Raw genomic sequence first — 23,786 nt, forward strand, 5'->3', positions numbered from 1 at the left:
GTTCTGGAATATTAGTTGGAAGTGATTTCTTTTCTTTATTCTTATTCTCTTAATCTTTAGTTATCAGCTCAAGCCGCATGGCTCTCTTGCAGAGGGCTAAAGGCATTATACAAATGGCTAAAAATCCTGTCAGTAGCCGGAAGTGCTAATTTAGCTCACATTATGAACAATTATATAAATGCGCACAAATACCTAATTGTGATCATTTATTGATCTCATTGTACTAGGTAGATAGTACGCGCAGTATTTAGTCAAAGTCGGGTGCCGTGGATAATACAGAATCCATTACCTTTCACTTCCAACTAATGCCCCATTTAGCACGCCTGTACGGCAATCTCAGGGCTTTCTCTGCCCTACCCTCATAATCACCTTATTTCATTCCAGAGTCTCTCCTTGTGGCATTGAGAGGCTTTATTATCTGGTCTAACCACTAATTGCTGTCACAAACGAGATTGGAAATGAAAACCCATACAATTCCCTCAAGTCTCGTGTCCATTGAAACTTTGATACTCATACTAACTTCCATGAGCAACAAATTTATTGTGATACGAGCAAGAGAGAGAAACAAACCAGTTTACTACTTATCATCAACCAGAAGTAATTGGAAGAAAGCAAAGTTAGATACAAACTTTCTCGACAATCACGCTGGTTGCAGATTCCAGGCCAGATTCGATACAGACACTATTTCTACTTTGTCTGAATTTCTGGAATCTCTTAAACCAACCTTAATAACCCTCTAAACAAGGACTGAAATAAATGAATTCTATTTCTTCACCTACTTCTCATGCAAGCTGTTCAACTTCTCAGGCTTCATATCCTGATGACTTAATCAATAGCACTCTTGTTTCATTATTCTACCTGACAAGTGATGGTGGATTTATGAGTAAGAATGGATATATGCCATGTCATCGGGAGAAAGATGGAAAGCTTCAGATTGAAGTAATAACCAATGACTATTCTTTCTGGATGAATGCGAAAGAGATTTCCCTTCGTCTTAATGAAATGCAACGCAGACGCTTAATGTCAGACCGTTCAGTTCACTACGCCATCGTTGATGGAAATGGGAAGTTTCGTTGCAACCATCGAATCAAATCGTGGAAAGAAATGCAACTGGAACAATACCAGGATATGTCCAGAGGTTGTATGCAATGAACTCACCTCACTACTTTTCAGCAAAAGCGCTGAATGATGAAATTATTGCCCGTCTTTTAAAAGATGAAGACCGTCTGGTTATCAGCAAAAGCTTTAGTGGTGACAAGCATTGTGGCTGGCATATCACAGCACCACGTTATCTATGGATAAAAGCAGGCGTTCATCCTGTCTGGATTCGTGAATCAAAGGGCAACAAACTACAGTCCAAAGTTGGAACTAAACGGATGGAACGAGCAAGGCAATTGCTTTCTTTATCTTTACAAGAAAACAAATCCATCTCTTTCACCCAACCACTTCCAGCACAAGTTTTTCATTCAAATTTGTGCGCATAAGGAAAAATACAATGTCTCAGACAAAACCAACGTTTAATGCGAAAACTACCTCTTGCGCGGTTCCATTGCCTACAGGCAAATGTGTTCAGCCAATGGCTACAAATAAACTTCCTCGTGAAACTCCAACTCCACAGAGTGATATCCCATATATGCAATATACAAGTAATGGAGTGTTGGTTGCACGATGAAAAGCAAACTCAGAAAGATGGTTAATAAAACCAAAACTCAGGCTGTCGTGAGTCGTAAAGCCAACCTGAAAACAAAACAACTTTCACACGTCTGCGAAGCAGAATACAAGGAGGCTGACAATGGCATTATCCAGAGCGCAGCATGAAGCAAACAAAGCTAATGGTGCGTATCACATTGACCGTCATGGGAATCGTGTTCCTCCTGCATTAGCCCGTTCTGCTCGTTCCACTGATGTAGTAACAGGTGTTCGTCATACTGCTTCAAATTCAGCTATTGATAAGGCTATATTCAATGACCCATTAAAGCTACAGATTATGTCTCTGCGGGCTTGTGGCCGTCATGCAGAGGCTGACCGTTTAGAGGGTGTTCACCCTAAGAAATAAGCACCAAAGAAAGGGCTACAGCACGTCGTGAGACGTTAAGCCCTGTCATTACCATTGTCCATTATTAAAACCCCTCAGAATGCCATAGAGCGCGTTTAATAATGGGTGATCATTACTTGATCATTATTACCACAATTTTATTTATGAATTTTTTTTTAGCTCCATGCAGTGAATGCCTGAATTGAAGGTGTTGATGAAAGTAGGACCCATTCCAACTTCATTCTTCCTTCTGTTGATTCTCATTCATTCTATGGAGTATCCGATGAAATACAATTACACCACAGATTACAATCATCCTCATTATTATTCAGGCAATATCTTTACCTCTAATCGTTATGGTCGTTATCGCATTCTTGGCAAGTTGCTCAATCATAATCGTCGTGGTTATTATGTCATTCAGTTTGAAGAGACTGGACACACAACCAAAGCCTATTGTTCAGCAATCAAATCTGGAAAGGTTGACGACCGTTCATATGACTTCGGCAATGAAGATGAAAGACGTGAAGCGTTAATGCGTCCCGTTATTCATGGTGTTGGCTATATCGGAATTGGACAGTATCGGACATATGTCCCCTACACTCCCGAGACATATGGACAGAGAACAAAGGAGTATGTGCTCTGGCAAAATATGATTGCTCGTTGCTACTACACCAGAAATGGAAAGCAGGTTCATAAAGGGTACAAAGGTGTGGTTGTGTGTGAACGATGGCATTGCTTTCAGAACTTCTGTTCAGACCTTCCAGCAATTCCCGGATATAGCAAATGGAAAGACAATCCGGTGAAGTATGAGTTTGATAAAGACTATTCCCATCGTCGTCATTATTCACCAGATACAATGTCTTTCATTCCAACCAGTGATAATGCAAAAGAAGCTGGGTTGAGAAATCAGGCGATGAAGATATCTAAATCAGATTATTACTCCATCAATAAAAACCGAAAGGTCATTGTCGATGATGCGTTAGTCATACTGGAAGATTCAGAGATTCAATTCTCAGTAGTGATGAATGGAAACACTCACACCATTATCACTGATACACCCTATGGAACAACAATCTTCTTCCCATTAACAAAGAAGATAATGCGTCATTGTTCCATTATTGATGGTGACGTTCATGTCTTCATCCAGTATGTCCAGTGGTTGCAACGTCAATGGACAGAAAGAAATCCATTTATTGATTGCTATGAAGTGTGATTGAACAAAGGCCATCTGCAATATGGTGGCCTTGATTGAGTCACAAACGATTGATAATAAAGATTCAAAATACAACTTATGGGACAAGTCTGTTTGCTTCGCATATTGACACATGATGCTGTCGCATCTGTCACCATAATTGCAAAGCAATTCTGTCGCCAGTCGCTCCGCTCTTTATCGCTCAAGCTTCCAGCTTGTCGCTTATTGGTGCAGCCATCTGGTTATGAGTCTTGAGGGGAAATAGCGTGTTCCACGCCATTTCACAATCCAATACATTATGCGCACTAACATAGTGAGCGGTAAAATCTGGTGTATTTGGTTCATCATTGTGCTGGTCGTTGATAGCGCCTAACAGTGCTGTTTCTGGATTCATACTGTTCACCGACTGCCACTCAAACTATACACTTTACCCATACGTCAAATCATTGACGTTGCAATTGCTCACTCACTCCTTTTCGCGTACAACCAAGGTACAACACAAACCTGTGCCCCTGGAATTTCACAGCATCGGACCATACAACACAATGCAAAGAACTATCCATGTTCATAAAAATGATAATGCTATCTTACGCGTCGCTTTTTTATTTACTCTTTCATTCGCGCTGACTGGCTGCGCGTTGACCCGTGTCTCTGCCAGTTCACATGACAAAGACGTCGATAAACTAAATGTTATTGGTTTGGATCTGGATGCTGCAAGACAAAGAGCAATCGTGGACGGTTTTGCGTGCAGTAAGGATGCAAACCTCAATCTGGTGCAAACCGAAAGCGGCAATCATAAATGGTTACAAACGGAATGCAGTAAAAAAAGCCTGGAACTGTTCTGCCCACAAATGCGGTTTATAGTACTCAATGTTGACCCCAATACAAATAAAGTTGTTGATGTGGGGAAATATATTAATCAGCATACCTGTTTTTGAACCTAAACTGTTCAGATATCAGGAAGAAAACCGTGATAGAAATCCCCTATCCTCACCTTAAAACCAGTCCCCAACACTCAGGAAAGACGACTTCATAACAAGTAATAAGTGAGTATTTTATGTCTGACAGAACGGTGACTCTATTTACAGAGAGTAATTTTTCCGACGTTGAGCATTTCGCTGGTGTTTCGATCATTCGGTTTCAAGCGCCATGGTGCGCCCCCTGCAGTAGCAGTGAAGGCTTCTTTGACCTGGCAATATCTCAGATGCCAGAAACGATTATTACTGGTAAGGTCAATGTTATTCAGGCCCCCGTTCTCGCTTCAAAATATGGCGTTTGGGGATTACCAAACACACTTATTTTTAGGAATGGACAAGTAGTGGATAGAATCTCGGGTCCACAACCTGCTGCTGTGTTTCTAAAGGCAGTGCAAAAAGCTATGGAAAACATCGCCTCGGACTAAACTCTTACCAGTACGGCAGACTTTTTCTCTTTCATTTAATAAAGATGAATATTGGTCATTATGTCGTAATCTTAATAATAGCTCGCGGACCTAAACTCATCGCATACAGGATACAGAAACATGGCTGACTGGAACCCTTCGCTTTATCTCCAATATGAGACCGAACGTTCAAGACCTGCTGCTGAATTGCTCAGCAGAGTCGCGCTGGAGAATGTGCGCTCAGTCGTCGACCTCGGCTGCGGCCCGGGTAACAGCACCGCATTGCTACATCAACGTTGGCCATCAGCAAAAATAACAGGCGTGGATTCTTCACCGGCAATGCTAAGCGAAGCGCGTAATGCGTTGCCTGGCTGTCATTTTATCGAAGCGGATATTAGCGCAGTTCAGACAGAAGCGCCTGTAGATCTGCTGTATGCAAACGCATCTTTGCAATGGGTTCCTGATCACTATCAGCTGTTTCCCCACCTGGTCTCTCTGCTGGGCAAAGATGGCGTACTGGCCGTACAAATGCCGGATAACTGGCTGGAGCCAACGCATGTTCTGATGCGTGAAGTCGCCTATGAGCTGGGTTACCCCGATCGCGGCCGCGCACCTCTTCCCGGAGTGCATGCGTATTATGATATTTTGACTGACGTGGGCTGTGATGTTGATATCTGGCGTACAACCTACTATCACGTTATGGATTCACACCAGGCAATTATCGACTGGGTGAGTTCTACGGGGTTACGTCCATGGTTGCAGGACCTGAGTGAAAGCGAACAGCATCGCTATCTGGCGCGCTACCATGCATTGCTGCAGGAGCAATATCCGCTGCAAGAGAATGGGAAAATACTGCTGGCGTTTCCGCGGTTGTTTATCGTTGCTAAACACAATTCTTAATCACTGACCGTCGATTATCAGCCTCTTTATACCAGGGGCTGATAATTATTGTGAATTCCCCATGCGCGCCCTCGCCTTTTTACGATGAGGATCTAGTGATGAAGCCAGTCATCTGCTAGTGTCTGAGAACGTTAACTGACGGGGGTTGTCATGTCTAAAGTCTACATTGGCGGTTGTCTGTGTGGCTCTATTCGCTTTACCGCGACGAGCCCTAATAATTCGCATACCTGCTCGTGTGATATTTGCCGCAAGCATACCGGTGCACCGACTGTCGTCTGGATTGAATTTAATGCTGAAAATGTAGAATGGACGGGAAAAGCGGGTAAACCGACGACCTGGCGTTCTTCAGAAACCTCCAGTCGTGCTTTTTGCCCTCAATGTGGAAGTTCAGTTGGTGCCATCGATGACGCTCCGGTAATTGCGCTATTAGCAGGCGTTTTTGATGATCCCAACGATGAAGATCTGGCCCCCGAGTTTCATTCATTTACCGATATGCAGCCTGCGTGGTGGCAAAGAGAATTCGGCTAAAGCCATACTGCCCGGCGCATCAAGTCTTACCTGTTCCTTCCGTTAAACAATGAGGGCTGGTCGCGCGACCAGCTCTACCGGATGTTATGTCAGCTGGTAATGCTTATCTGGCATATGTTTCGCTGGTACAACGGTTTCATCATTCATCTGCAGCAAATCGATTTCAATTGCATTACAAATCGCATCGAGTGGTAGATCATTATTCTCTGTACCAAACGGATCTTCGAGCTCTTCGGCTAGCGTATCAAGCGAGATAAAGGTATAGGAAATAAGCACCGAGATGAATGGTGTCATATAGTGTAAATCCACCACTAACGCGAACGGCAACATAATACAAAACAGATATACCGTGCGATGAAGGATTAAGGTGTAAGCAAACGGGACTGGCGTGTTCGCGATACGCTCACAACCTGCCAGCACTGCCGACATATCATTTAACCTGTTGTTTAAACTGTGAAATAATATATCAGATAGCTGCCTATTTCGTCTGCGAACGGCCAGCCATTCACCCATCAGCAGCAGAATGCGGTTTGCCGGAGATTGGGACGCAAAGACGGTCTGTAAATCGCTCTCGCTGAGGTATTTCGTCAGGGGTTCCGCTTGCGGTTGTCGACGTAACGTCATACGCAGGCAATGGGCAAATGCGATTTGCAAACGAACGAACTGCCCCAGTTCGGCATCATCTGGTAAGGTCGTTTTCACCTCGCGCAGAAGTGAACGGGAAGCAATCATCAACTGCCCCCACAAATGTCGGGCTTCAACATAGCGTGAATAACAGGCGTTGTTACGAAAGCCTAAGAAGATTGCAATTGCGACACCGAGAATGCTGAACGGTGCCAGGGTAAATTTGATACCCAGCATCGTATACCATGGCAGCATGATGATAACGGCAATGGAGAGCAGGAAATTCAGCAGCAAGCGTGAAAAGATTTTGGATAATACCGAGCCATGCCAGACGAATATCAGGCGTAGCCAGTGTTGTTGGGGGCGAACGATCATGGTTATCTTCGGAAAATGTGAAAGCCGGGACATTAAACGTGATCGCGATCAATGTTGCAAGCTTATAGCAACACTATCTCAACATCTTTTCCTGCTGACCCTACTCTGCACTGAAGCTACAGATGAGTGGTATTTTAAAATAGCACTTTGTATGTTGTAACTAAGTAAGATCGATAAAAAAACCCGGCCTGAGCCGGGTTAACGTGTTAGCACAGTGGCTTAACCGCTTCGCGCATGCCTTTCGCCAGGATAGAATCCAGATCAGCAGAAACCTGTTCTACCAGGCCGGAAACCTGTGTCAGATCCTGTTCCCAGTGCTCTTTTACGGCCAATACCGCGTTGACCAGCGCTTCGGTCGTAATCTGGCGGTCACGATGCTGAGCCCACAACACCTGGAAACGCTCCATCCAGTGTGCATCATCCTGAACCGGATAAGATTCACCGTTACGCTCACCACGGTAGAAAGCAATCAAGGCTGCCAGGGCGAATGTCAGACGCGGCGGCAGTTGGCCGCTGGCCTTCTGCCCTGCCAACAGCTGCGGCAGAATACGGGTGCGGAATTTGGTCATGCCATTAAGCGCAATCGACAATAGCTGATGCTTAATGTACGGGTTGCAGAATCGGCCGGTTACCGCACTGGCAAATGAAGCCAATTCATCGCGCGGCAAATCCAACACCGGAATAATCTCTTCATAGATGGCTTTCTCAACGAAGGCGCGAATTTCAGCATCATTCATTGCTTCACCCACGGTATCAAGCCCTGCCTGCCAGGCGACCGGTACCAGTGCAGTGTGCGCACCGTTGAGAATGGCGACTTTACGCTCTTTATACGGCTTGATGTCATCAACAATCAGAACATTCAGCGGGTATTTATCGAGACGAAGTTCGGTGGCTAATGATTTTGGCCCCTGAATAACAAACAGATAGAAGTGTTCTGCGGTATCAAGAAACGCATCATGATAACCCAGTTCAGCTTCAAGCTTCGCAACTTCATCACGTGGGTAGCCGGTAACAATACGGTCCACCAGCGTAGAGCAAAATGCGTTTGCCTTGTCCAGCCACTGTACAAATGCTTCCGGCAACGCCCACTCCTGAGCATAACGCAGAACCAGTTCATGTAGCGCTTCACCATTATAATCAATCAGCTCGCAAGGAATGATAATCCAGCCTTTATCAAGCGCACCATTGAAATGGCTATAGCGTTCGAACAGCAGTCGGGTCAGTTTAGCCGGATAACTCACCGCTGGCGCGTCATCAAACTTATCACCCGCGTGGTAGCTGATACCCGCTTCCGTGGTGTTAGAGAAAACAAAACGCATTTCAGGATTATGCGCCAGCTTCAGGAACTCATCGTATTCGCTATAGACGCTGATTTCGCGGTTAACCGAACGAATTAAACGGGCATCGCTGACGGCCTCGCCCTTTTCATTCAAACCACGAATGATGGTGGTATAGAGACCATCCTGGGTACTCAGTGACGGCGGGAAGGTACTTTCGATAGGACGAACAATGACCACACCAGCGTTCAGATCGGTATGTTCATTCAGCAGATCAACTTGCCAGTCAACAAAGGCGCGCAGGAAGTTTCCTTCACCAAACTGAATAATGCGTTCAGGATAGTGAGCACCGGGAAAATCGCGACGATTTAGTGTTTGCACAATGGGTTCCCTTTTTGATTAGTCATACAACCTGATTGAATTGGTCCAATAGGTTAGCAAACTTTAATACAATGAAACCCTGTTTTGATCAATCCCCGGTGACAAATTAGAGCGTTTTATAAAAAAGTGTGGTCCCGGCCAGCGTTCCATCGGGCATTTTTGCATAGCCAGGGATGACCCCTGCTTTTTGCCATCCACAATTGTGGTAGAACAACTCGGCGGCGCTGCCTGTAGACGTATCAAGAACCAGGAGGGTTTTCCCTTCATGACGTGCACAAATTTCCAGTGTATTCATCAATTCCCTGGCGATCCCACACCGCCGTGCAGAGGTATGAACCAGGAGTTTGGCAACGTCTGCACGATGAGGCTGGTTTTCGGGTTGAGCGATAATGAGCTGAACGGTCCCAATGAGCGTCCCTTGCGCATTTTCAGCCCCCAGAACAATGCGTTCTCCACAAGAGACACTTTGCGCAACACGCGTCCAGAAAGGCCGTGACTTATCGCGGTTAAAAGGAAGCATAAAACTGACAGATGCGCCATCGTTCACGCACTGTTCAAGGACATCACTAAGCTCGTCGATTCTCGACAGGATCTGTTCCGCGCTCAGTATAAAGCAGGGAGTGTTGGTCGCCATTTGGTCTCCTTAGATTGACCCCTTCATACTGCAATTAACAATTACATAACACAAGGAGTCGAATCATAGGATTATGTTATCTATGGCTTATTCATTTGCAGCACTAACCAGTGGTAGATAACAGTGACAACGTAACGTTGCTGTTGCTCGCTCAACGGTTGCCCCTGAGGTATATCATGCCATTTGGCCAGACATCCCCTACAGCACGTCGCCGTGGCATGTTGAGCGATAAACACCGGATGTCCACGCATCGGCGTTTGCTTTCCATCATTGGACGGAAACGCGGGTGCCAATCGCTTAGCAATAAAATCGGCCGCATGTTGTTCAATGACCGGCGCACCTTTTTCCAGACAATATTGTCTTTCTTTCTGACCGAGACGAAACCGCGATCGAAAAGTCGATTTCGCCAGTCGGGCAAAAAGCGGGTCGAGCGTATTCATCAGTAAACCGAGCGCCCTAACTGTTGAGTTAATTGTTCCAGTACCGCAATACCCGCCAGCGAGTTCCCTGCGGGATCCAGCTCCGGACTCCAGACCGCAATCGCCATCTCATGCGGCACGATCGCCACAATGCCACCACCGACACCCGATTTCGCCGGCAGACCTACCCGCCAGGCAAATTCCCCGGCATTTTGATACATACCGCTGGTCGCCATTAGCGCGTTAATCTGCCGCGCCTGCATCGGCGAAACCACCGGCTCGGTGAGGTGGAAAGCGTTCCCTTGATTCGCCAGAAATACGAAGGTCCGCGCCAGTTCCACGCAGCTCATTTTCAGCGCGCAGTAGTGAAAGTAATTTTGCAGAACGGTCGTCACATCGTGATGAAAATTGCCAAAGGACTTCATCAGCCAGGCAATTGCCGCGTTGCGGGCGGAATGCTCAAACTCAGAGCGAGCTACCGTCGCATCATAAGCGATATCTGAAACGCCGCTTAATGCACGTACCACTTCCAGCATTCGTTGCCGTGGGGCACTCAGCCGACCTTGCAACATATCGCAAACCACCAATGCCCCGGCATTGATAAAGGGATTACGCGGTATACCCTGCTCCATTTCCAGCTGTACCAGCGAGTTAAACGGATGACCGGAAGGATCTTTGCCAACACGTTGCCAGATCTCGTCTTCCTGGTAATGACGCATTGCGACAACCAGGCTAAGTACCTTTGAAATCGACTGAATAGAAAAACGTTCTTGCGCATCCCCCGCCTGATAGTGCTGACCATCAACGGTGCAAATGGCAATACCCAGTTTTGACCCATCGACGGAGGCTAATGCAGGAATATAATCGGCAACTTTTCCCTGACCAATCAGCGGACGAACCTGCTGCACAATGGTCTCTAAAATTGAATTGTCCATGGCCCTGGCCACAACATGCTCCTTGCTCGCAGGTATGAAAGGCCTGCGAGTATAACAGAGCTGAATACACAGCGTCAGGCCGGAAGACGGAATCTGGCAACGGCCTGCATAAGCTGATGAGATTCATGATGTAACTGTAGGGAGGAATCAGATGCGGCGTTCACCAGATCGCTGGTCTGTCGGGCTTCGTTATTCAGAGCCTGAAGCTGACTGGTCAACGCGTGAATACGCGTTCCTTGATTCATCGTCGCAGCAGAAATGTCATTCAATAAGGCACCAAGATTTTCCACCAGCGATATCACCTGCTGTAAGTTATCATCCAGTCCGTTCACCGCATGAAAGCCCTCATCTATACCCGCTAAGGAATGATGAATCAGCGCCTGAATATTCTGCGTGGACTGACTGCTTTTTCTCGCCAACAATCCAACTTCTTTTGCAACAACCGCAAATCCACGCCCTTGTTCACCAGCATGCGCAGCTTCAATCGCCGCATTTAACGCCAGAATATTGGTCTGAAACGCGATGCTGTCAATCAGTGAGATGATCCCGCGCATCTCTGATGAACGGGCAACAATCGCCTGCATCGACGCATTTACCGTTGCCATCATCCGGTCGCCACCCGCAGCAATATCCCGTGCCTGAACGGCGCGTTGATTCGCCAGTTGAGCAAACCCACTGTTATCCTCAACATGTGTTTCCAGAAACGAAATATGTGATGTCACCGTATTTAGCTCATCGCTTTGTTTCGCGGATTGCTGATACAACTGTTTATTGCTTTGCGTAAGCTGAGTGATATTCCCCACCATTGAGGTAGTCGCGTCATTCACCTGCTGTACCAGCATACGTAGCCCCTGCTGCATCGCGTCAATACGTGAACTCAGTTGTGTCACTTCACGATTAAACTGGCTCACCTGGGGTGCCGGACGGGAAAGATCGCCAGCCGCTAACACATCAATATGATCGATCAGCCGTCTCAGTGGCGCGATGACCCAGCGGGACATACTGCGCCAGACCAGTACCGCAATCGCCACCAGCACAAGAGGAATAAATAAAAAGAGCTGCTGTAAACGTTCAAGACTGGTCAACAGCTGCTCTCGCCCTTTTTCCGCTTGCTGGCCACTGTCTTGCTGAAAGCGTGCATAATTTTCATTAAAGTCTGTCTGAAACGCCTGCACAGGTACGGCAAAAAATGCATCAATACTATTGGATTGCATTAATCCATCTGCCTGCTCCTGAATACCACTATAAAAACGCTGATAGCTCTCCATCAAGTCGGCAGCCTGATGCGGACCCATTGCAAGCCAGGCATCCCATGCCGTTTTTGACTGCGTTAACGCATGCTGGGCCTCTTCCATTAACGGATGCCAGCTCCCTTCCGAGCCAGTAGCCGCATCCTGCATAAAGTAAACGCCGGCACGATTAAGTAAGTCGCTGGCCGTTAACAGCGCCACCCTTGCTTGATCGATCTTCGACTGTTGCAAGAGCACTTGCTGGTTATGCTGTTCATTTATCTGCGCGTCCCTGACAGAGGTTGAGAGCATAAGCGAGGATGCAATCTGCAAAACAGAGAACAGCGCAATAATACAAATAATACCGGTTAACAGACCAAACTGACGGGGGATCAGGCGACGAAAAATTTGCGTTATGTTCATATTACTCTTCTGTATCAAAGCGTTAGACGCGAGTGTACGCAGAGTAAATGACAAATATATTGCAGAAATAAGACGGGTGCCCCTGCAGAGGCACCCGGGCAATCAGAGACGGTTTTTCCAGACGGTTTGCACATTGCAAAACTCATGCAGGCCAAAGTGAGAAAGTTCACGGCCAAAACCGCTTTTCTTCACGCCGCCAAAAGCAACACGAGCATCACTGGCACTGTAACCATTAATAAACACGCCACCACACTCCAGACGGGCCGCCATAGTTTGTGCCAGTGCCTCATCCGCGGTAAACAACGTGGCCGACAAGCCGAACTCGCTGTCATTAGCCAGTGCTAATGCGTGCTCAGCATCCTTCGCGACGGTAATCGCCGCAACCGGGCCAAACAACTCCTGACGAAATGCCGTCATTTCCGGCGTAACATCACCCAGCACCGTCACGGCATAGTAATTACCCTGACCGGCGATCTTTTCCCCGCCGAGGAGTAAGCGCGCCCCTTGCGCCAGTGAGGTTTCAACCTGCTGATGCAGTTCATCCCGCAGATCAAAACGTGCCATTGGGCCAAGATCGTTCTCTTCATTTAGCGGATCGCCCATTTTCAGTGCGCTGGCTGCCGCCACAAAACGTTGGGTGAATTCTGCGGCAATACCCTCTTCAATAATAAAGCGCTTCGCTGCGGCACAAACCTGCCCGGTATTCTGGTACCGCCCTGCCACTGCTGCTTTGACGGCTAAATCAAGGTCTGCATCATTAAGTACGATAAACGGATCGGAACCTCCTAACTCAAGCACGCATTTCTTCAGTGCAGCACCGGCCTGAGCGCCAATCGCAGCCCCTGCCCGCACGCTGCCCGTCACGGTTATCGCGGCGATACGCGGGTCATTAATCATCTGGCTAACCCCGGCGTTATCGGCATTAACCCAGCCATATACCCCAGCCGGTATTTCCGCATCGCTAAACACCTGGGCGATAATTGCGGCACAGCCGGTCACATTTGGTGCATGCTTTAACAGATAACCATTTCCGGCCAGCAAAATCGGTACGGCGCCGCGCATAACCTGCCAGAGCGGGAAGTTCCACGGCATGATCGCCAGAATAGTCCCCAGGGGACGGTACTCAATCACGGCCTGGTTATTCTCAACCTGCGTTGCCTCGGTACTGAGCATCGCTGGCCCATGTTCAGCGTACCAGTCACATAATGCCGCAGACTTTGCCACTTCCGCACGAGCCTGCCTGACAGGCTTACCCATTTCACGCGAGATACACTGCGCCATCTCTTCGGCGCGGCCACGCAGCGCCTGTCCGACCCGACGCAACATCTGTGCGCGATGGACGACGGTCGTGTGTTTCCATTCATTGAATCCCGTCGCCGCCAGATTCAGCGCGTGGGTAATCTCATCGGCGCTGGCCCACGGCATTGCCGTCAGCATTTCGCCACAGGTCGGGTCAACGGAAATAGCATGTGTTGCTGCTGTGATGGTCATAAGTGCCTCTCTTTCTCGCAAGGTATGGTTATATCATGCGCAGGTTTACTCTTCCTGAAAAATGAATAATATTAACCATACCATTCACGAATAGAGAAAATTATGGACCTGACGCAACTGGAAATGTTCAATGCCGTCGCAGAGACCGGCAGCATCACGCAGGCAGCGGCGAAGGTGCATCGCGTGCCGTCCAACCTCACCACGCGTATTCGCCAGCTTGAAGCGGACCTTGGCGTCGATCTGTTTATTCGTGAAAATCAACGTCTGCGGCTTTCTCCCTCCGGGCACAATTTTTTGCGTTACAGCCAGCGGATCCTGGCGCTGGTAGAAGAAGCGCGGATGGTGGTCGCAGGAGATGAACCACAGGGATTGTTCTCTCTGGGGTCGCTGGAAAGTACAGCCGCCGTACGTATTCCGGCCACACTTGCCGAATATAATCAGCGCTACCCTAAAATCCAGTTTGCACTGGCAACAGGGCCGTCAGGTACCATGCTGGACGGTGTGCTGGACGGTACGCTGAACGCCGCTTTTGCCGATGGCCCTATAACCCATCCAGGTCTTGAAGGAATGCCGGTGTACCGTGAAGAGATGATGATTGTCACCCCACACGGACACCCGCCCATCAAACGAGCCAGCGATGTGAATGGTTACAATATCTATGCTTTTCGCGCCAACTGTTCATATCGCCGCCATTTTGAAAGCTGGTTTCACGCCGATCGTGCGATGCCGGGCACAATCCATGAGATGGAGTCCTACCACGGCATGCTGGCCTGTGTGATTGCGGGGGCGGGAATTGCGCTGATTCCGCGCTCTATGCTGGAAAGCATGCCGGGCCACCATCAGGTCAATGCCTGGCCGCTGAGCGAAAACTGGCGTTGGTTAAATACGTGGCTGGTCTGGCGTCGGGGGGCGATGACGCGACAGCTGGAAGCATTTATTGAGGTACTGGAACCTCAGCTGTCGCAGAATGCGGATTAACTGGCGAACGTCAGATGGCAAGGCAGTTGTTCAAGCTGCTGCCGTACCTCTTCATTGAGTCGGGCATCGGTCACGATATCCGTCAACGCATCCAGATGTGTGACGTTGAAAAGTGACCATGCACCATATTTTGAACTATCTGCCAGCAGGACGCGACGTTTGGCGTTTGCAACCAGGTCACGCTTCAGACCGGCCTTTTCTTCCGTCGGTGCGGTGATCCCGCGGGCCAGGTCCCAGCCGTTACAGCTTAGAAACGCGATATCCGGCCACACGTTTTGCAGCAGTTTACGCCCGTGCTCGCCGATACAGGACTGGCTGGAGTCATCAATGCGCCCGCCAATGATCGTCACTTCAATTTGTTTGAACTCAGAAAGAAATAGCGCAATGTGCAGATCGCTGGTGATGACGCGCAACGGCAGATGGGTAAGCTGGCGCGCCAGTTCAATCATCGTCGTTCCCGCATCCAGGACAATGGCGTCCCCGGCTTTCACCAGGCTTGCCGCCGCGCTGGCAATAGCCTGTTTTTCCATCAGACTACGCTGCATTTTCTCATGAGTGGTCGGTTGCGAAGGGATAAACCGGTTAAGCGTCACGCCGCCGTGAGTTCGGCTGATAACACCTTCCTGATCGAGTTTAATCAGGTCGCGACGAATGGTCGCCGGAGAGGCCTGAGTCACAGCAACAAGCTGTTCGACCGTTGCCAGATTATGCCCTTTCAGATAATCCATAATCTGTTCTAACCGATTATATCCCTTCATTTTAATCCCGCGTAATTTGCATTGCTAACTGGATGGACACGGCCATGCTCTCAGACTTGGCTTTACCTGTCCAGGCAATATCAAACGCCGTGCCGTGGTCTGCAGAAGTGCGAATAAATGGCAATCCGGCGGTGATATTCACCCCATCATAGAATCCCAGCAATTTTAGCGGAATATGGCCCTGATCGTGATACATCGCCACCACCATGTCATACATACCTTCGTGGCACTGCATAAAGACAGTGTCCGGTGGGCAAGGCCCGGTGACATTCAGCCCCTGCTCCCGCATAGCCTGTACCGCAGGGCCGACTATGGTCATCTCTTCATCACCAAACAGACCGTTTTCCCCGGCATGGGGATTAACGCCTGCTACCGCAATACGTGGATTAGCAAATCCGACACGACGCAGGAAATCATCCGCGACCCGAATGACTGTTTTCACACGCTGTTCACTGAGCGTATCAAGGAATTTACGCAGTGCAATATGCGTGGTGACATGAATCACTTTAAGCTGTTCGGTATACAGCACCATTGCGTAGTCTTTGCTGTTAGTCAGTTGCGCCAGTAATTCGGTATGGCCGGGATAATGATGTCCTGCCATGTGCAGTGCTTCTTTATTCAGCGGCGCCGTGGCAATGGCTTTCACTTCCCCGCTGAGCGCCAGCGCGGTGGCACGCTTAATACAGCGGTATGCCAGATCGCCAGCCTGTGCCTGGACCACGCCCGGTTCAAGCGCAGCAGGATCGGCAAGGGGTTCATCAATTACATTGATAACACCGGGGGCGAATTGTGCCTGGGTTACGTTATCGATCACCCGAAGGTCCACAGGCGGCGTGACGTTTAATGCCTGGATGCGCCTCAGCGTTTGTGCACAACCCACAACCACGACCGGCGCGCCAGACAACTCTCCCTCCACCAACGATTTAATAATGATCTCCGGTCCAATACCTGCCGGGTCGCCCATGGTTACCGCAATCGTGTTATTCACTCATTTTCTCCTCGATATAATTCAAAACCTGACGCAGAGTGGTTTCATCACCGAATCCCCCTGCTTTTGTCATAACCGGGCGTCGCCAGTAGCTACCGGCAAGATGGCCGTACGGCACACACTGGGCCACACGGTCGGTAATACGGAATCCTGTTGCCTCCAGCGCATCCGCGATCGCCATCGCGACATCACCGCCGGAAAGATACAGCGCCCCAGGTGAGGCTTCGTGCAGCACCTGGCGGGTAAGCTGTCCAAGAAACTGGCAGATTGTTTCACCGAGCTGCGCGCGGCTCATCTGCAGGTATGCACACAGCTTTGCAATATGATGGCGTGCTTCGATGTCTGGGCAGGTGTGAACGATGCAGTGTTTACCTGAGATGAGAACCCTGACGATACGCTGCACATACTCTGTCCGGTTACCACTGAAGATATTTTCGATATCAATGAATACAGTCTCCACCCGCGGGTCCTGACACACTGCAGCAATCTGTTGTTGAGCGATTTCACTCATTGAACCCACTACCGCCAGTAAACACAGGGAGGACGGTGTCCGGACATGGCGGGCCAGCGCGTCACAGATCCCTGCAGACCCTACCAGCAGCGGCGATTCCTCCTGCATCAGCGCTTCCGAAGCAATAACATCAAGATCGGTCTGCGTGCGGGCATCCACCACCCAGATTTGTGGCGTTTTCGCAACAGGCTCTCTGAGGTGCTGCAGATAGTCGCTCAGAGACATTGCCCGACACGCAATGACTGTTTGCGCCTGTAACACCTCACAGATATCGGCGCTAATAACCGGCGTTTTCGGATCGCTGGCAAATTCAGTCTGCGTTACGGGAATACCGTTAACGAGGCACTGCCCCTGCTCAGTGGTACGCCCGGCTGAGGGACAAGCCAGCGCCACGATGGCCCGCTTTTTACCTGTAATCCGCATTAACGCGTCCAGTTCGGCCCCTGGGTTTCCGCGCAATGTTGAATCCATTTTCTTAAGCCACTGCGTCTGAGGGCCTGCCTGACTGGCAAGAGCCAGCTCACTTACTCTGGCGGCGGCCTGCTCTGCTTCCAGCGCACGACTATCCGTGTTGATGACCAGCACATCTGCATCATCGGCACTGGGCAATGTGAAAGCGACATTCACCGTCATACCCGTCAGCGCCAGACTTACCCCCGCATCATTACCACCAGTAAAGTCGTCGGCAATCACCAGTACCTTCGGCCTTGCTACCTGTCTACTCATCCATGCTCCGGGTTGTTGTATGTTGATAATGATTATATTCAATCACATTTGATTAAATGTGAGCAAGCTCAAGTTATTCGGTTCCGAGATAAATTATAAATTTAGCCCATGATGCAATCGTTCCTGAATCTCAGTGAGCGAATTCAATCACTCGAACAACAGGAGAATGTTGTGGCAACAATCAATAGCACCGTAATTAGCGGTTCGAATGCCATCCCCGCACTGGAACCGTTACTGGCGGGGAAACGCCAGCTGTTACTGGTGACGGATAGCAATATTGTCGGGCTGGACGCGGTAACACAGATCCGTAACTTACTGGCCAACGATGGACGTCATGTGACCCTGATTGACAATGTGCCTGCAGAACCCGGGCATCACGATGTCAGCGCACTATTAAAAAACGTACAAAATATCAACGTGGAAATGGTGATCGGTATCGGCGGTGGCAGCGTACTGGATGTGGCGAAACTGCTCTCCGTCTTATGCCATCCTGAATCTCCGACACTTGACGCCATGCTGGCAGGAGAAAAACCGCTGCAACGCGTTGCTTCTGTGCTGATCCCCGCCACGGCAGGCACGGGGTCTGAAGCAACCCCGAATGCCATTCTGGCTATCCCGGAACAAAACACTAAGGTCGGTATCATCTCTCCCGTGCTGTTACCGGATTTCGTGGCCCTTTTGCCAGAGCTCACCACCAGCATGCCGGCGCATATTGCCTCGTCCACTGGAATTGACGCGTTATGTCATCTGATTGAATGCTTTACCGCTACTGTCGCCAATCCCGTAAGCGATAACGCGGCGCTCATTGGCCTGCGTAAGCTACTCAACCATATCGAAACCTCCGTCAATGAGCCGGAAAATCTGCTGGCCAAACTGGAGATGCTGTGGGCATCGTATTACGGCGGCGTGGCGATTAATCATGCCGGTACTCATCTGGTCCACGCGCTCTCTTACCCGCTCGGCGGTCGATACCATCTCCCACATGGTGTCGCTAACGCCATTCTGTTAGCACCCTGCATGAAAGTGATTCGCCCTTTTGTGGTCGACAAGTTTGCCCTGGTATGGGATCTGTTGCCTGACGCTGACCTCACACTCAGTGCCGAAGAAAAATCCTGCGCCCTGGTGGAGTACTTTTCCACACTGGTGAAACGCCTGAACCTGCCCGATAACCTGGCAACGCTTGGTGTACCGTCTACTGATATTCCCGCACTGGCCGATGCCGCACTGAACGTAAAGCGCCTGATGAATAATGCTCCCTGCAAGGTGAGCCATAACGATATTCAGGCCATTTATCAAACTCTGTTTCCAGAACTGATGACAAAGGAGTGAACAATGAGTAGCAAAATCCGAGGAGTACTGACGGCAATCGTTACCCCGTTCGACCACGACGGCGGGCTTAACCTTAAAGAACTGAGAAACCAGGTACACCGCCAGTTAAACGCCGGAAACGGTATTTTCTGCGGCGGGACCAACGGCGAATTCTTTGTACTTAACGAAGATGAAAAAATCGCCGTCACGCGGACCTGTGTAGAGGAAGTGGCGGGTCGGGCACATGTAGTGGCACACATTGGCGAAATATCTACCCGTGAAACCATCCGCCTGGGTAAACAGATAGAAAAGCTGGGTGTCGATGCGGTGTCGGTCATTACCCCGTACTTTGTTCCTCTAAAACAGCCTGAACTTATTGCCCATTACACCGCGATTGCCGATGCGCTCTCCGTCCCGGTATTTCTCTATAACATTCCGGCGCGGACGGGAAACACCATTGAGCCTCAAACAGCCAGAGTGCTGGCGGCACACCCGAACATTATCGGGATCAAAGACAGTGCCGGCAGTTATGAAAGTCTTAGCGGCTTCCTGGACGCAGTTAAAGATATCGAGGGATTTGATGTGCTGAATGGTCCAGATTCACTCATTCACCAGGGGTTTGTTGATGGCTGTTCCGCCTGTATTTCGGGGCTGGCTAACGTCGCACCACAAGAAATCAACGCGATCTGGTCTCGCTTTAACGCCGGTGACGTTGCCGGGTCGCATCAGGCTCAGGAGAGCGTCACGGGTCTGCGCACCGATCTCTATAAAGTGGCCTTCTCTCCGGCTGCGGTAAAAAAAGCATTACAAATCATGGGCCATGATGTGGGCGCAAGTCGTTACGCTGTCACGTTTGATGCGCATCAGGAACGCCAGATTCAGCAAATTATCAATAACTATTTGCGATAGACATTTTTACAGCGGCGGCAACGCCGCTTAACTAACAGGATTGTGTTATGAACGTCATCTGTACATCACCTTCATTTGCCAAATACGATCAGCAGCCGATCAAACGGCTTAACGACGCAGGACTTGAATTAATCATGCTACCTGCAGATGCCGGTTTAGAAGCGCTTGCACCTCATCTGGAACAGACAGTGGCAATGATCGTCGCTTTTACCGATGTTAATGCCGAACTAATCGCGGCGGCACCGAATCTGAAAATCGTCTGCAAACACGGCGTGGGTGTCGATAATATCGACCTCAATATTACGCGTGAAAAAGGTATTTTTGTTACCAATGTGCCGGATGCCAATAAGCATGCCGTCGCAGACTTTGCGTTTTCCCTGATCCTTAACTGTGCACGTCAGCTCCCCTATGCGATTGAACAAACCCGCGCAGGAAACTGGCCACGGATCTTCGCCTCCGATGTATATGGAAAAACGATTGGCATTATTGGGTTAGGTAACATCGGTAAACAGGTTGCACTGCGAGCCCGCGGCTTTAATATGCGCGTACTGGCTCACGACGCATGGCAGGATGCACAGTTCGCTGCAGATAATCATATTGAATACGTGTCGCTCGATGAACTAACAGAACAAAGTGATTTCATCACGTTACACACACCGCTGACGCCAGAAACCAAAGATCTCTTTGATTTAGCACAGATGAAAAAAATGAAAAGCAGTAGTTATCTCATTAACGTTTCACGCGGTGGCGTTGTTAATGAAGAGGATCTCTTTCTGGCTCTGACGCAGGGTGTCATTAAGGGTGCTGCTGCCGATGTCTTTCTACAAGAGCCGTGCAATTCACACCCCTTATTTGCGCTCGATAATTTCATACCTACTGCACATATCGCAGGATATACCGAGGGGGCGATCAGCAATATCGGCGAGCAATGCGTTTATAACATCATTGAACATGTCATTCATCAGCGTAAGCCTAAAAATATCATGAACGGATGATAACATTGTGGAGATAACCCTACCCTTTCCACAATAATAAAAATGAACATCTACCATGGGCCAGATATATGAATAATTTTGCAGAAAAATCCCGAATTCGTTGGTGGATTGCGGGATTAATGTGGCTTGCTATTGCAATTAACTATATTGACCGGACGGTATTATCGGCTGCTGCACCTCACCTCATTGATGAGCTAAAACTCGATCCTGAAATGATGGGGTTTATTATGGCGGCGTTCTTTTGGTCATATTCTTTACTGCAAATACCAGCAGGTTGGTTTGCAGACCGTTTTGGTCAGAAAAAAGGTCTGGGTTTTGCCGTCGCGTGGTGGTCAATCGCCACCTCAATGATGGGTTTAGCCACTGGATTTAAATCTCTACTCGCATTGAGACTTGCTTTGGGCGTCGGTGAAGCCGCCGCCTATCCAAGTAATGCAGGTATCGCTGCGCGCTGGTTCCCGGATCGGGAGAGAGCCACGGTCTCAGGATTGTTTGACAGTGCCTCTAAATTTGGCGGTGCCGTCGCGATGCCGCTTATTGTCTGGATGATCTACCAGTTTGACTGGCGGATGACATTTCTGATTATTGGTGGCGTAGGCATTTTTTGGGTCATTGCCTGGTATTTTATTTATACAGAAAACCCGGAAGACCACAAAAAAATCAGTACAAGCGAAATTAAACATATTCGCGAAGGGCAAAAGCAAAAACACGGCGACAAATCCGTATTACCGATGCGTTGGTATAAACTGTTGCGCTACCGGAATATTTGGGCAATGTGTATCGGTTTCTTTACCATCAACTATACATCCTATTTCTTTATTACCTGGCTGCCCACTTATCTGGTAAAAGACAAAGGAATGGATTTTATCAAAATGGGGATGGTTGCCGCCCTGCCATTATTATGTGGAATGGTGATAGAAGTCTTTGCCGGCTGGGCCTCTGACCGTATGGTACATAAGCGGGTCCTGTCACTGACTGCCACAAGAAAATTATTTCTGACAATCGGTCTGTTAATGGCTTTATGTATTGGTTTTGCCCCTTTCACTGATTCCGTATTTATGACCGTGTTTTTACTGTGTGTGGCGAAATCGGGCACCACGGTTGCCGCCTCGCAGGTCTGGGCACTACCGGGTGACGTTGCGCCTAAAAACAGCGTATCGATTGTTGCAGGGTTACAGAATACTGTCTCCAATATGGGGGGCGCGGTAGGACCCATTATTACCGGTGCCATTGTTGCAGCGACTGGCTCCTTTACCTGGGCGCTGGTGTTCTCTGCCGCGCTGGTGGTTCTGGGGATTTTGAACTATCTATTTTTGATGGGCAAAGTTGAGCCAATCATCGACAGCGAACATGAAGCGTTGTGCATGAAAGAAGCGCAGCAGCACTAAATTCGCTCTGGTAACGGTATTCTCCGGTCAGTCAGTAGTACTGACCGGCTTTATTTTTTCTCCTAACGTACTGCATTATCATCCGCAAAGCAGCGTGATCATAATCACGAAATGATTGTATTTTCACCAGTAAACGTTTTAAGATCGCCACCTCTCCTTTTTGCAGCTAACCCGATTTATACATATGACAACAAACACTGTTTCCCGCAAGATCGCGTGGCTACGGGTAGTTACGCTTGCTATTGCCGGTTTTATTTTCAATACCACTGAGTTTGTCCCGGTCGGTTTGCTGTCCGACATCGCACAAAGTTTTAATATGCAAACCGCGCAGGTTGGGATCATGTTGACGATCTACGCCTGGGTGGTGGCCCTGATGTCGCTGCCATTTATGCTGCTCACCAGTCAAATGGAACGACGTAAGCTTCTGATCTGCCTGTTTGTGGTGTTCATTGCCAGCCATGTTCTCTCTTTCCTCGCATGGAACTTCACTGTACTGGTCATGAGTCGCATTGGGATTGCCTTTGCCCATGCCATTTTCTGGTCAATTACCGCGTCACTGGCTATTCGCATGGCCCCTGCCGGGAAACGCGCACAGGCGTTGAGCCTGATTGCCACCGGTACCGCACTGGCGATGGTATTAGGCCTGCCTATCGGGCGTATTGTTGGGCAATATTTTGGCTGGCGTACCACCTTCTTTGTCATCGGTATGGGGGCGTTAATCACGCTTCTTTGCCTGATTAAGCTGTTGCCTAAACTACCAAGCGAGCATTCAGGCTCATTAAAAAGCCTGCCACTGTTGTTCCGTCGCCCTGCGCTGATGAGTTTGTATTTGTTAACGGTGATAGTGGTGACCGCACACTACACGGCTTACAGTTATATCGAACCGTTTGTCCAGACGGTCGCCGGGCTGAGCGCTAACTTTGCCACCGTGCTGCTTCTGGTCCTCGGTGGCGCGGGTATTATTGGCAGCGTTATTTTTGGCAAGTTGGGTAATCAGTATGCCTCGGTGTTGATAAGCGGGGCTATCGCCCTGTTGACCCTGTGCCTGGTGCTGCTACTGCCTGCTGCCGATAGCGAAATGCACCTTGCGGTCCTGAGTATTTTCTGGGGCATTGCCATTATGGTGATCGGTCTGGGAATGCAGGTGAAAGTACTGGCGCTGGCTCCGGATGCCACTGACGTCGCAATGGCGCTGTTCTCCGGTATCTTTAATATTGGTATTGGCGCGGGGGCACTGGTGGGAAATCAGGTAAGTCTGCACTGGTCGATGTCGACGATTGGTTACGTCGGCGCACTCCCTGCCGTTGCCGCGCTGATCTGGTCAGTGATTATCTTCCGCAAATGGCCGGTAACGCAGGAAGAGCAACCACAGCAGCAATAAGAAACGGGCCCGGTAGACAT

Annotated in this window: 25 protein-coding genes; 14 read left to right on the plus strand and 11 right to left on the minus strand. The window is 49.1% G+C overall.

Annotation, left to right across the window (positions count from 1 at the left end):
• The first annotated feature begins 756 nt into the window (after window positions 1-756).
• The 4 genes from NNN64_RS17000 (at window position 757) to NNN64_RS17015 (ending at window position 3,248) form a co-directional block, all read left to right on the plus strand.
• Window positions 757-1,152, plus strand: coding sequence for a hypothetical protein (locus NNN64_RS17000; RefSeq protein ID WP_226302925.1), 396 nt, complete (start codon window positions 757-759; stop codon window positions 1,150-1,152).
• Window positions 1,149-1,484 carry a hypothetical protein gene (locus tag NNN64_RS17005; RefSeq protein ID WP_001519747.1) on the plus strand — a complete coding sequence of 112 codons (336 nt, stop codon included), beginning with the start codon at window positions 1,149-1,151 and terminating at the stop codon, window positions 1,482-1,484. Before NNN64_RS17000 ends, NNN64_RS17005 begins: the two co-directional genes overlap by 4 nt.
• A 308-nt stretch (window positions 1,485-1,792) precedes the next feature.
• Window positions 1,793-2,056: a hypothetical protein gene (locus NNN64_RS17010; protein ID WP_271442114.1), complete on the plus strand. Its 264-nt coding sequence runs from the start codon at window positions 1,793-1,795 to the stop codon at window positions 2,054-2,056.
• A gap of 262 nt (window positions 2,057-2,318) precedes the next feature.
• Entirely contained in the window at window positions 2,319-3,248 is a 930-nt protein-coding gene (locus NNN64_RS17015; protein WP_271442115.1) for a hypothetical protein, read from the plus strand.
• Window positions 3,249-3,429: 181 nt separating this feature from the next.
• Here the strand turns inward: NNN64_RS17015 and NNN64_RS17020 are convergent, their stop codons facing one another.
• Window positions 3,430-3,621, minus strand: coding sequence for a hypothetical protein (locus tag NNN64_RS17020; protein ID WP_271442116.1), 192 nt, complete (start codon window positions 3,619-3,621; stop codon window positions 3,430-3,432).
• Window positions 3,622-3,772: 151 nt separating this feature from the next.
• Between NNN64_RS17020 and NNN64_RS17025 the strand changes: the two genes are divergently transcribed.
• The 4 genes from NNN64_RS17025 (at window position 3,773) to NNN64_RS17040 (ending at window position 6,036) form a co-directional block, all read left to right on the plus strand.
• Window positions 3,773-4,165, plus strand: a complete 393-nt coding sequence (locus tag NNN64_RS17025; protein ID WP_271442117.1) for a hypothetical protein — start codon at window positions 3,773-3,775, stop codon at window positions 4,163-4,165.
• Window positions 4,166-4,284: 119 nt separating this feature from the next.
• The gene (locus tag NNN64_RS17030) at window positions 4,285-4,629 is read left to right on the plus strand and encodes a thioredoxin family protein (RefSeq protein WP_271442118.1); all 345 of its coding nucleotides are present in this window, start codon (window positions 4,285-4,287) and stop codon (window positions 4,627-4,629) included.
• A gap of 120 nt (window positions 4,630-4,749) precedes the next feature.
• Window positions 4,750-5,508: a trans-aconitate 2-methyltransferase gene (gene tam, locus NNN64_RS17035; RefSeq protein WP_271442119.1), complete on the plus strand. Its 759-nt coding sequence runs from the start codon at window positions 4,750-4,752 to the stop codon at window positions 5,506-5,508.
• 150 nt (window positions 5,509-5,658) lie between these two features.
• Window positions 5,659-6,036, plus strand: a complete 378-nt coding sequence (locus NNN64_RS17040; protein ID WP_271442120.1) for a GFA family protein — start codon at window positions 5,659-5,661, stop codon at window positions 6,034-6,036.
• Between the two features lie 84 nt (window positions 6,037-6,120).
• Here NNN64_RS17040 and NNN64_RS17045 read toward each other — a convergent pair whose 3' ends face one another.
• The 7 genes from NNN64_RS17045 to sad form a co-directional block, all read right to left on the minus strand.
• Window positions 6,121-7,035 (minus strand): bestrophin family protein, encoded by a 915-nt coding sequence (locus NNN64_RS17045; RefSeq protein WP_271442121.1) that lies wholly within the window; start codon window positions 7,033-7,035, stop codon window positions 6,121-6,123.
• 206 nt (window positions 7,036-7,241) lie between these two features.
• Window positions 7,242-8,693, minus strand: coding sequence for a tagaturonate reductase (locus tag NNN64_RS17050; protein ID WP_271442122.1), 1,452 nt, complete (start codon window positions 8,691-8,693; stop codon window positions 7,242-7,244).
• A gap of 106 nt (window positions 8,694-8,799) precedes the next feature.
• On the minus strand, window positions 8,800-9,327 hold the full coding sequence (locus NNN64_RS17055; protein WP_271442123.1) for a GNAT family N-acetyltransferase: 528 nt from the start codon (window positions 9,325-9,327) through the stop codon (window positions 8,800-8,802).
• A gap of 80 nt (window positions 9,328-9,407) precedes the next feature.
• Complete coding sequence (locus tag NNN64_RS17060; protein ID WP_137383083.1) at window positions 9,408-9,767, minus strand: DUF4186 domain-containing protein; 360 nt, start codon at window positions 9,765-9,767, stop codon at window positions 9,408-9,410.
• Window positions 9,767-10,693 (minus strand): glutaminase B, encoded by a 927-nt coding sequence (glsB, locus tag NNN64_RS17065; RefSeq protein ID WP_202038661.1) that lies wholly within the window; start codon window positions 10,691-10,693, stop codon window positions 9,767-9,769. The genes NNN64_RS17060 and glsB overlap by 1 nt, the downstream gene beginning before the upstream one ends.
• 62 nt (window positions 10,694-10,755) lie before the next feature.
• Window positions 10,756-12,333, minus strand: a complete 1,578-nt coding sequence (locus NNN64_RS17070) for a methyl-accepting chemotaxis protein (RefSeq protein WP_271442124.1) — start codon at window positions 12,331-12,333, stop codon at window positions 10,756-10,758.
• A 102-nt stretch (window positions 12,334-12,435) separates the two neighbouring features.
• A complete protein-coding gene (gene sad / locus NNN64_RS17075; RefSeq protein WP_271442125.1) occupies window positions 12,436-13,824 on the minus strand; it encodes a succinate-semialdehyde dehydrogenase in 1,389 nt (462 codons plus the stop codon).
• A 102-nt stretch (window positions 13,825-13,926) separates the two neighbouring features.
• Between sad and ptrR the strand changes: the two genes are divergently transcribed.
• Window positions 13,927-14,802 carry a putrescine utilization regulator PtrR gene (gene ptrR / locus NNN64_RS17080; protein WP_061067887.1) on the plus strand — a complete coding sequence of 292 codons (876 nt, stop codon included), beginning with the start codon at window positions 13,927-13,929 and terminating at the stop codon, window positions 14,800-14,802.
• Here ptrR and NNN64_RS17085 read toward each other — a convergent pair.
• From NNN64_RS17085 to dtnK, 3 genes are read right to left on the minus strand one after another with little or no spacing between them, the layout of a single operon-like run.
• Window positions 14,799-15,560 carry a DeoR/GlpR family DNA-binding transcription regulator gene (locus tag NNN64_RS17085; RefSeq protein WP_137383087.1) on the minus strand — a complete coding sequence of 254 codons (762 nt, stop codon included), beginning with the start codon at window positions 15,558-15,560 and terminating at the stop codon, window positions 14,799-14,801. The two genes, ptrR and NNN64_RS17085, sit on opposite strands and share 4 nt — an antisense overlap.
• 1 nt (window position 15,561) lies before the next feature.
• Window positions 15,562-16,548 (minus strand): D-threonate 4-phosphate dehydrogenase, encoded by a 987-nt coding sequence (locus tag NNN64_RS17090; RefSeq protein WP_271442126.1) that lies wholly within the window; start codon window positions 16,546-16,548, stop codon window positions 15,562-15,564.
• Window positions 16,541-17,785 carry a D-threonate kinase gene (gene dtnK / locus NNN64_RS17095; RefSeq protein ID WP_271442127.1) on the minus strand — a complete coding sequence of 415 codons (1,245 nt, stop codon included), beginning with the start codon at window positions 17,783-17,785 and terminating at the stop codon, window positions 16,541-16,543. Before dtnK ends, NNN64_RS17090 begins: the two co-directional genes overlap by 8 nt.
• Before the next feature lie 171 nt (window positions 17,786-17,956).
• On the opposite strand from dtnK, the gene NNN64_RS17100 reads away from it, so the two are divergent.
• The 5 genes from NNN64_RS17100 to NNN64_RS17120 all read left to right on the plus strand — a co-directional run bounded on the left by NNN64_RS17100 (window position 17,957) and on the right by NNN64_RS17120 (window position 23,766).
• The gene (locus NNN64_RS17100; RefSeq protein WP_271442128.1) at window positions 17,957-19,114 is read left to right on the plus strand and encodes an iron-containing alcohol dehydrogenase; all 1,158 of its coding nucleotides are present in this window, start codon (window positions 17,957-17,959) and stop codon (window positions 19,112-19,114) included.
• Between the two features lie 3 nt (window positions 19,115-19,117).
• Window positions 19,118-20,002: a dihydrodipicolinate synthase family protein gene (locus NNN64_RS17105; RefSeq protein ID WP_271442129.1), complete on the plus strand. Its 885-nt coding sequence runs from the start codon at window positions 19,118-19,120 to the stop codon at window positions 20,000-20,002.
• Between the two features lie 47 nt (window positions 20,003-20,049).
• Window positions 20,050-20,997, plus strand: coding sequence for a phosphoglycerate dehydrogenase (locus tag NNN64_RS17110; RefSeq protein WP_271442130.1), 948 nt, complete (start codon window positions 20,050-20,052; stop codon window positions 20,995-20,997).
• Window positions 20,998-21,065: 68 nt separating this feature from the next.
• On the plus strand, window positions 21,066-22,385 hold the full coding sequence (locus tag NNN64_RS17115; RefSeq protein ID WP_271442131.1) for an MFS transporter: 1,320 nt from the start codon (window positions 21,066-21,068) through the stop codon (window positions 22,383-22,385).
• A gap of 184 nt (window positions 22,386-22,569) precedes the next feature.
• Window positions 22,570-23,766: a sugar transporter gene (locus NNN64_RS17120; protein ID WP_271442132.1), complete on the plus strand. Its 1,197-nt coding sequence runs from the start codon at window positions 22,570-22,572 to the stop codon at window positions 23,764-23,766.
• Window positions 23,767-23,786 lie beyond the last annotated feature (20 nt).

The sequence above is a fragment of the Citrobacter sp. Igbk 14 genome (assembly GCF_028069825.1).
Classification (GTDB): domain Bacteria; phylum Pseudomonadota; class Gammaproteobacteria; order Enterobacterales; family Enterobacteriaceae; genus Citrobacter.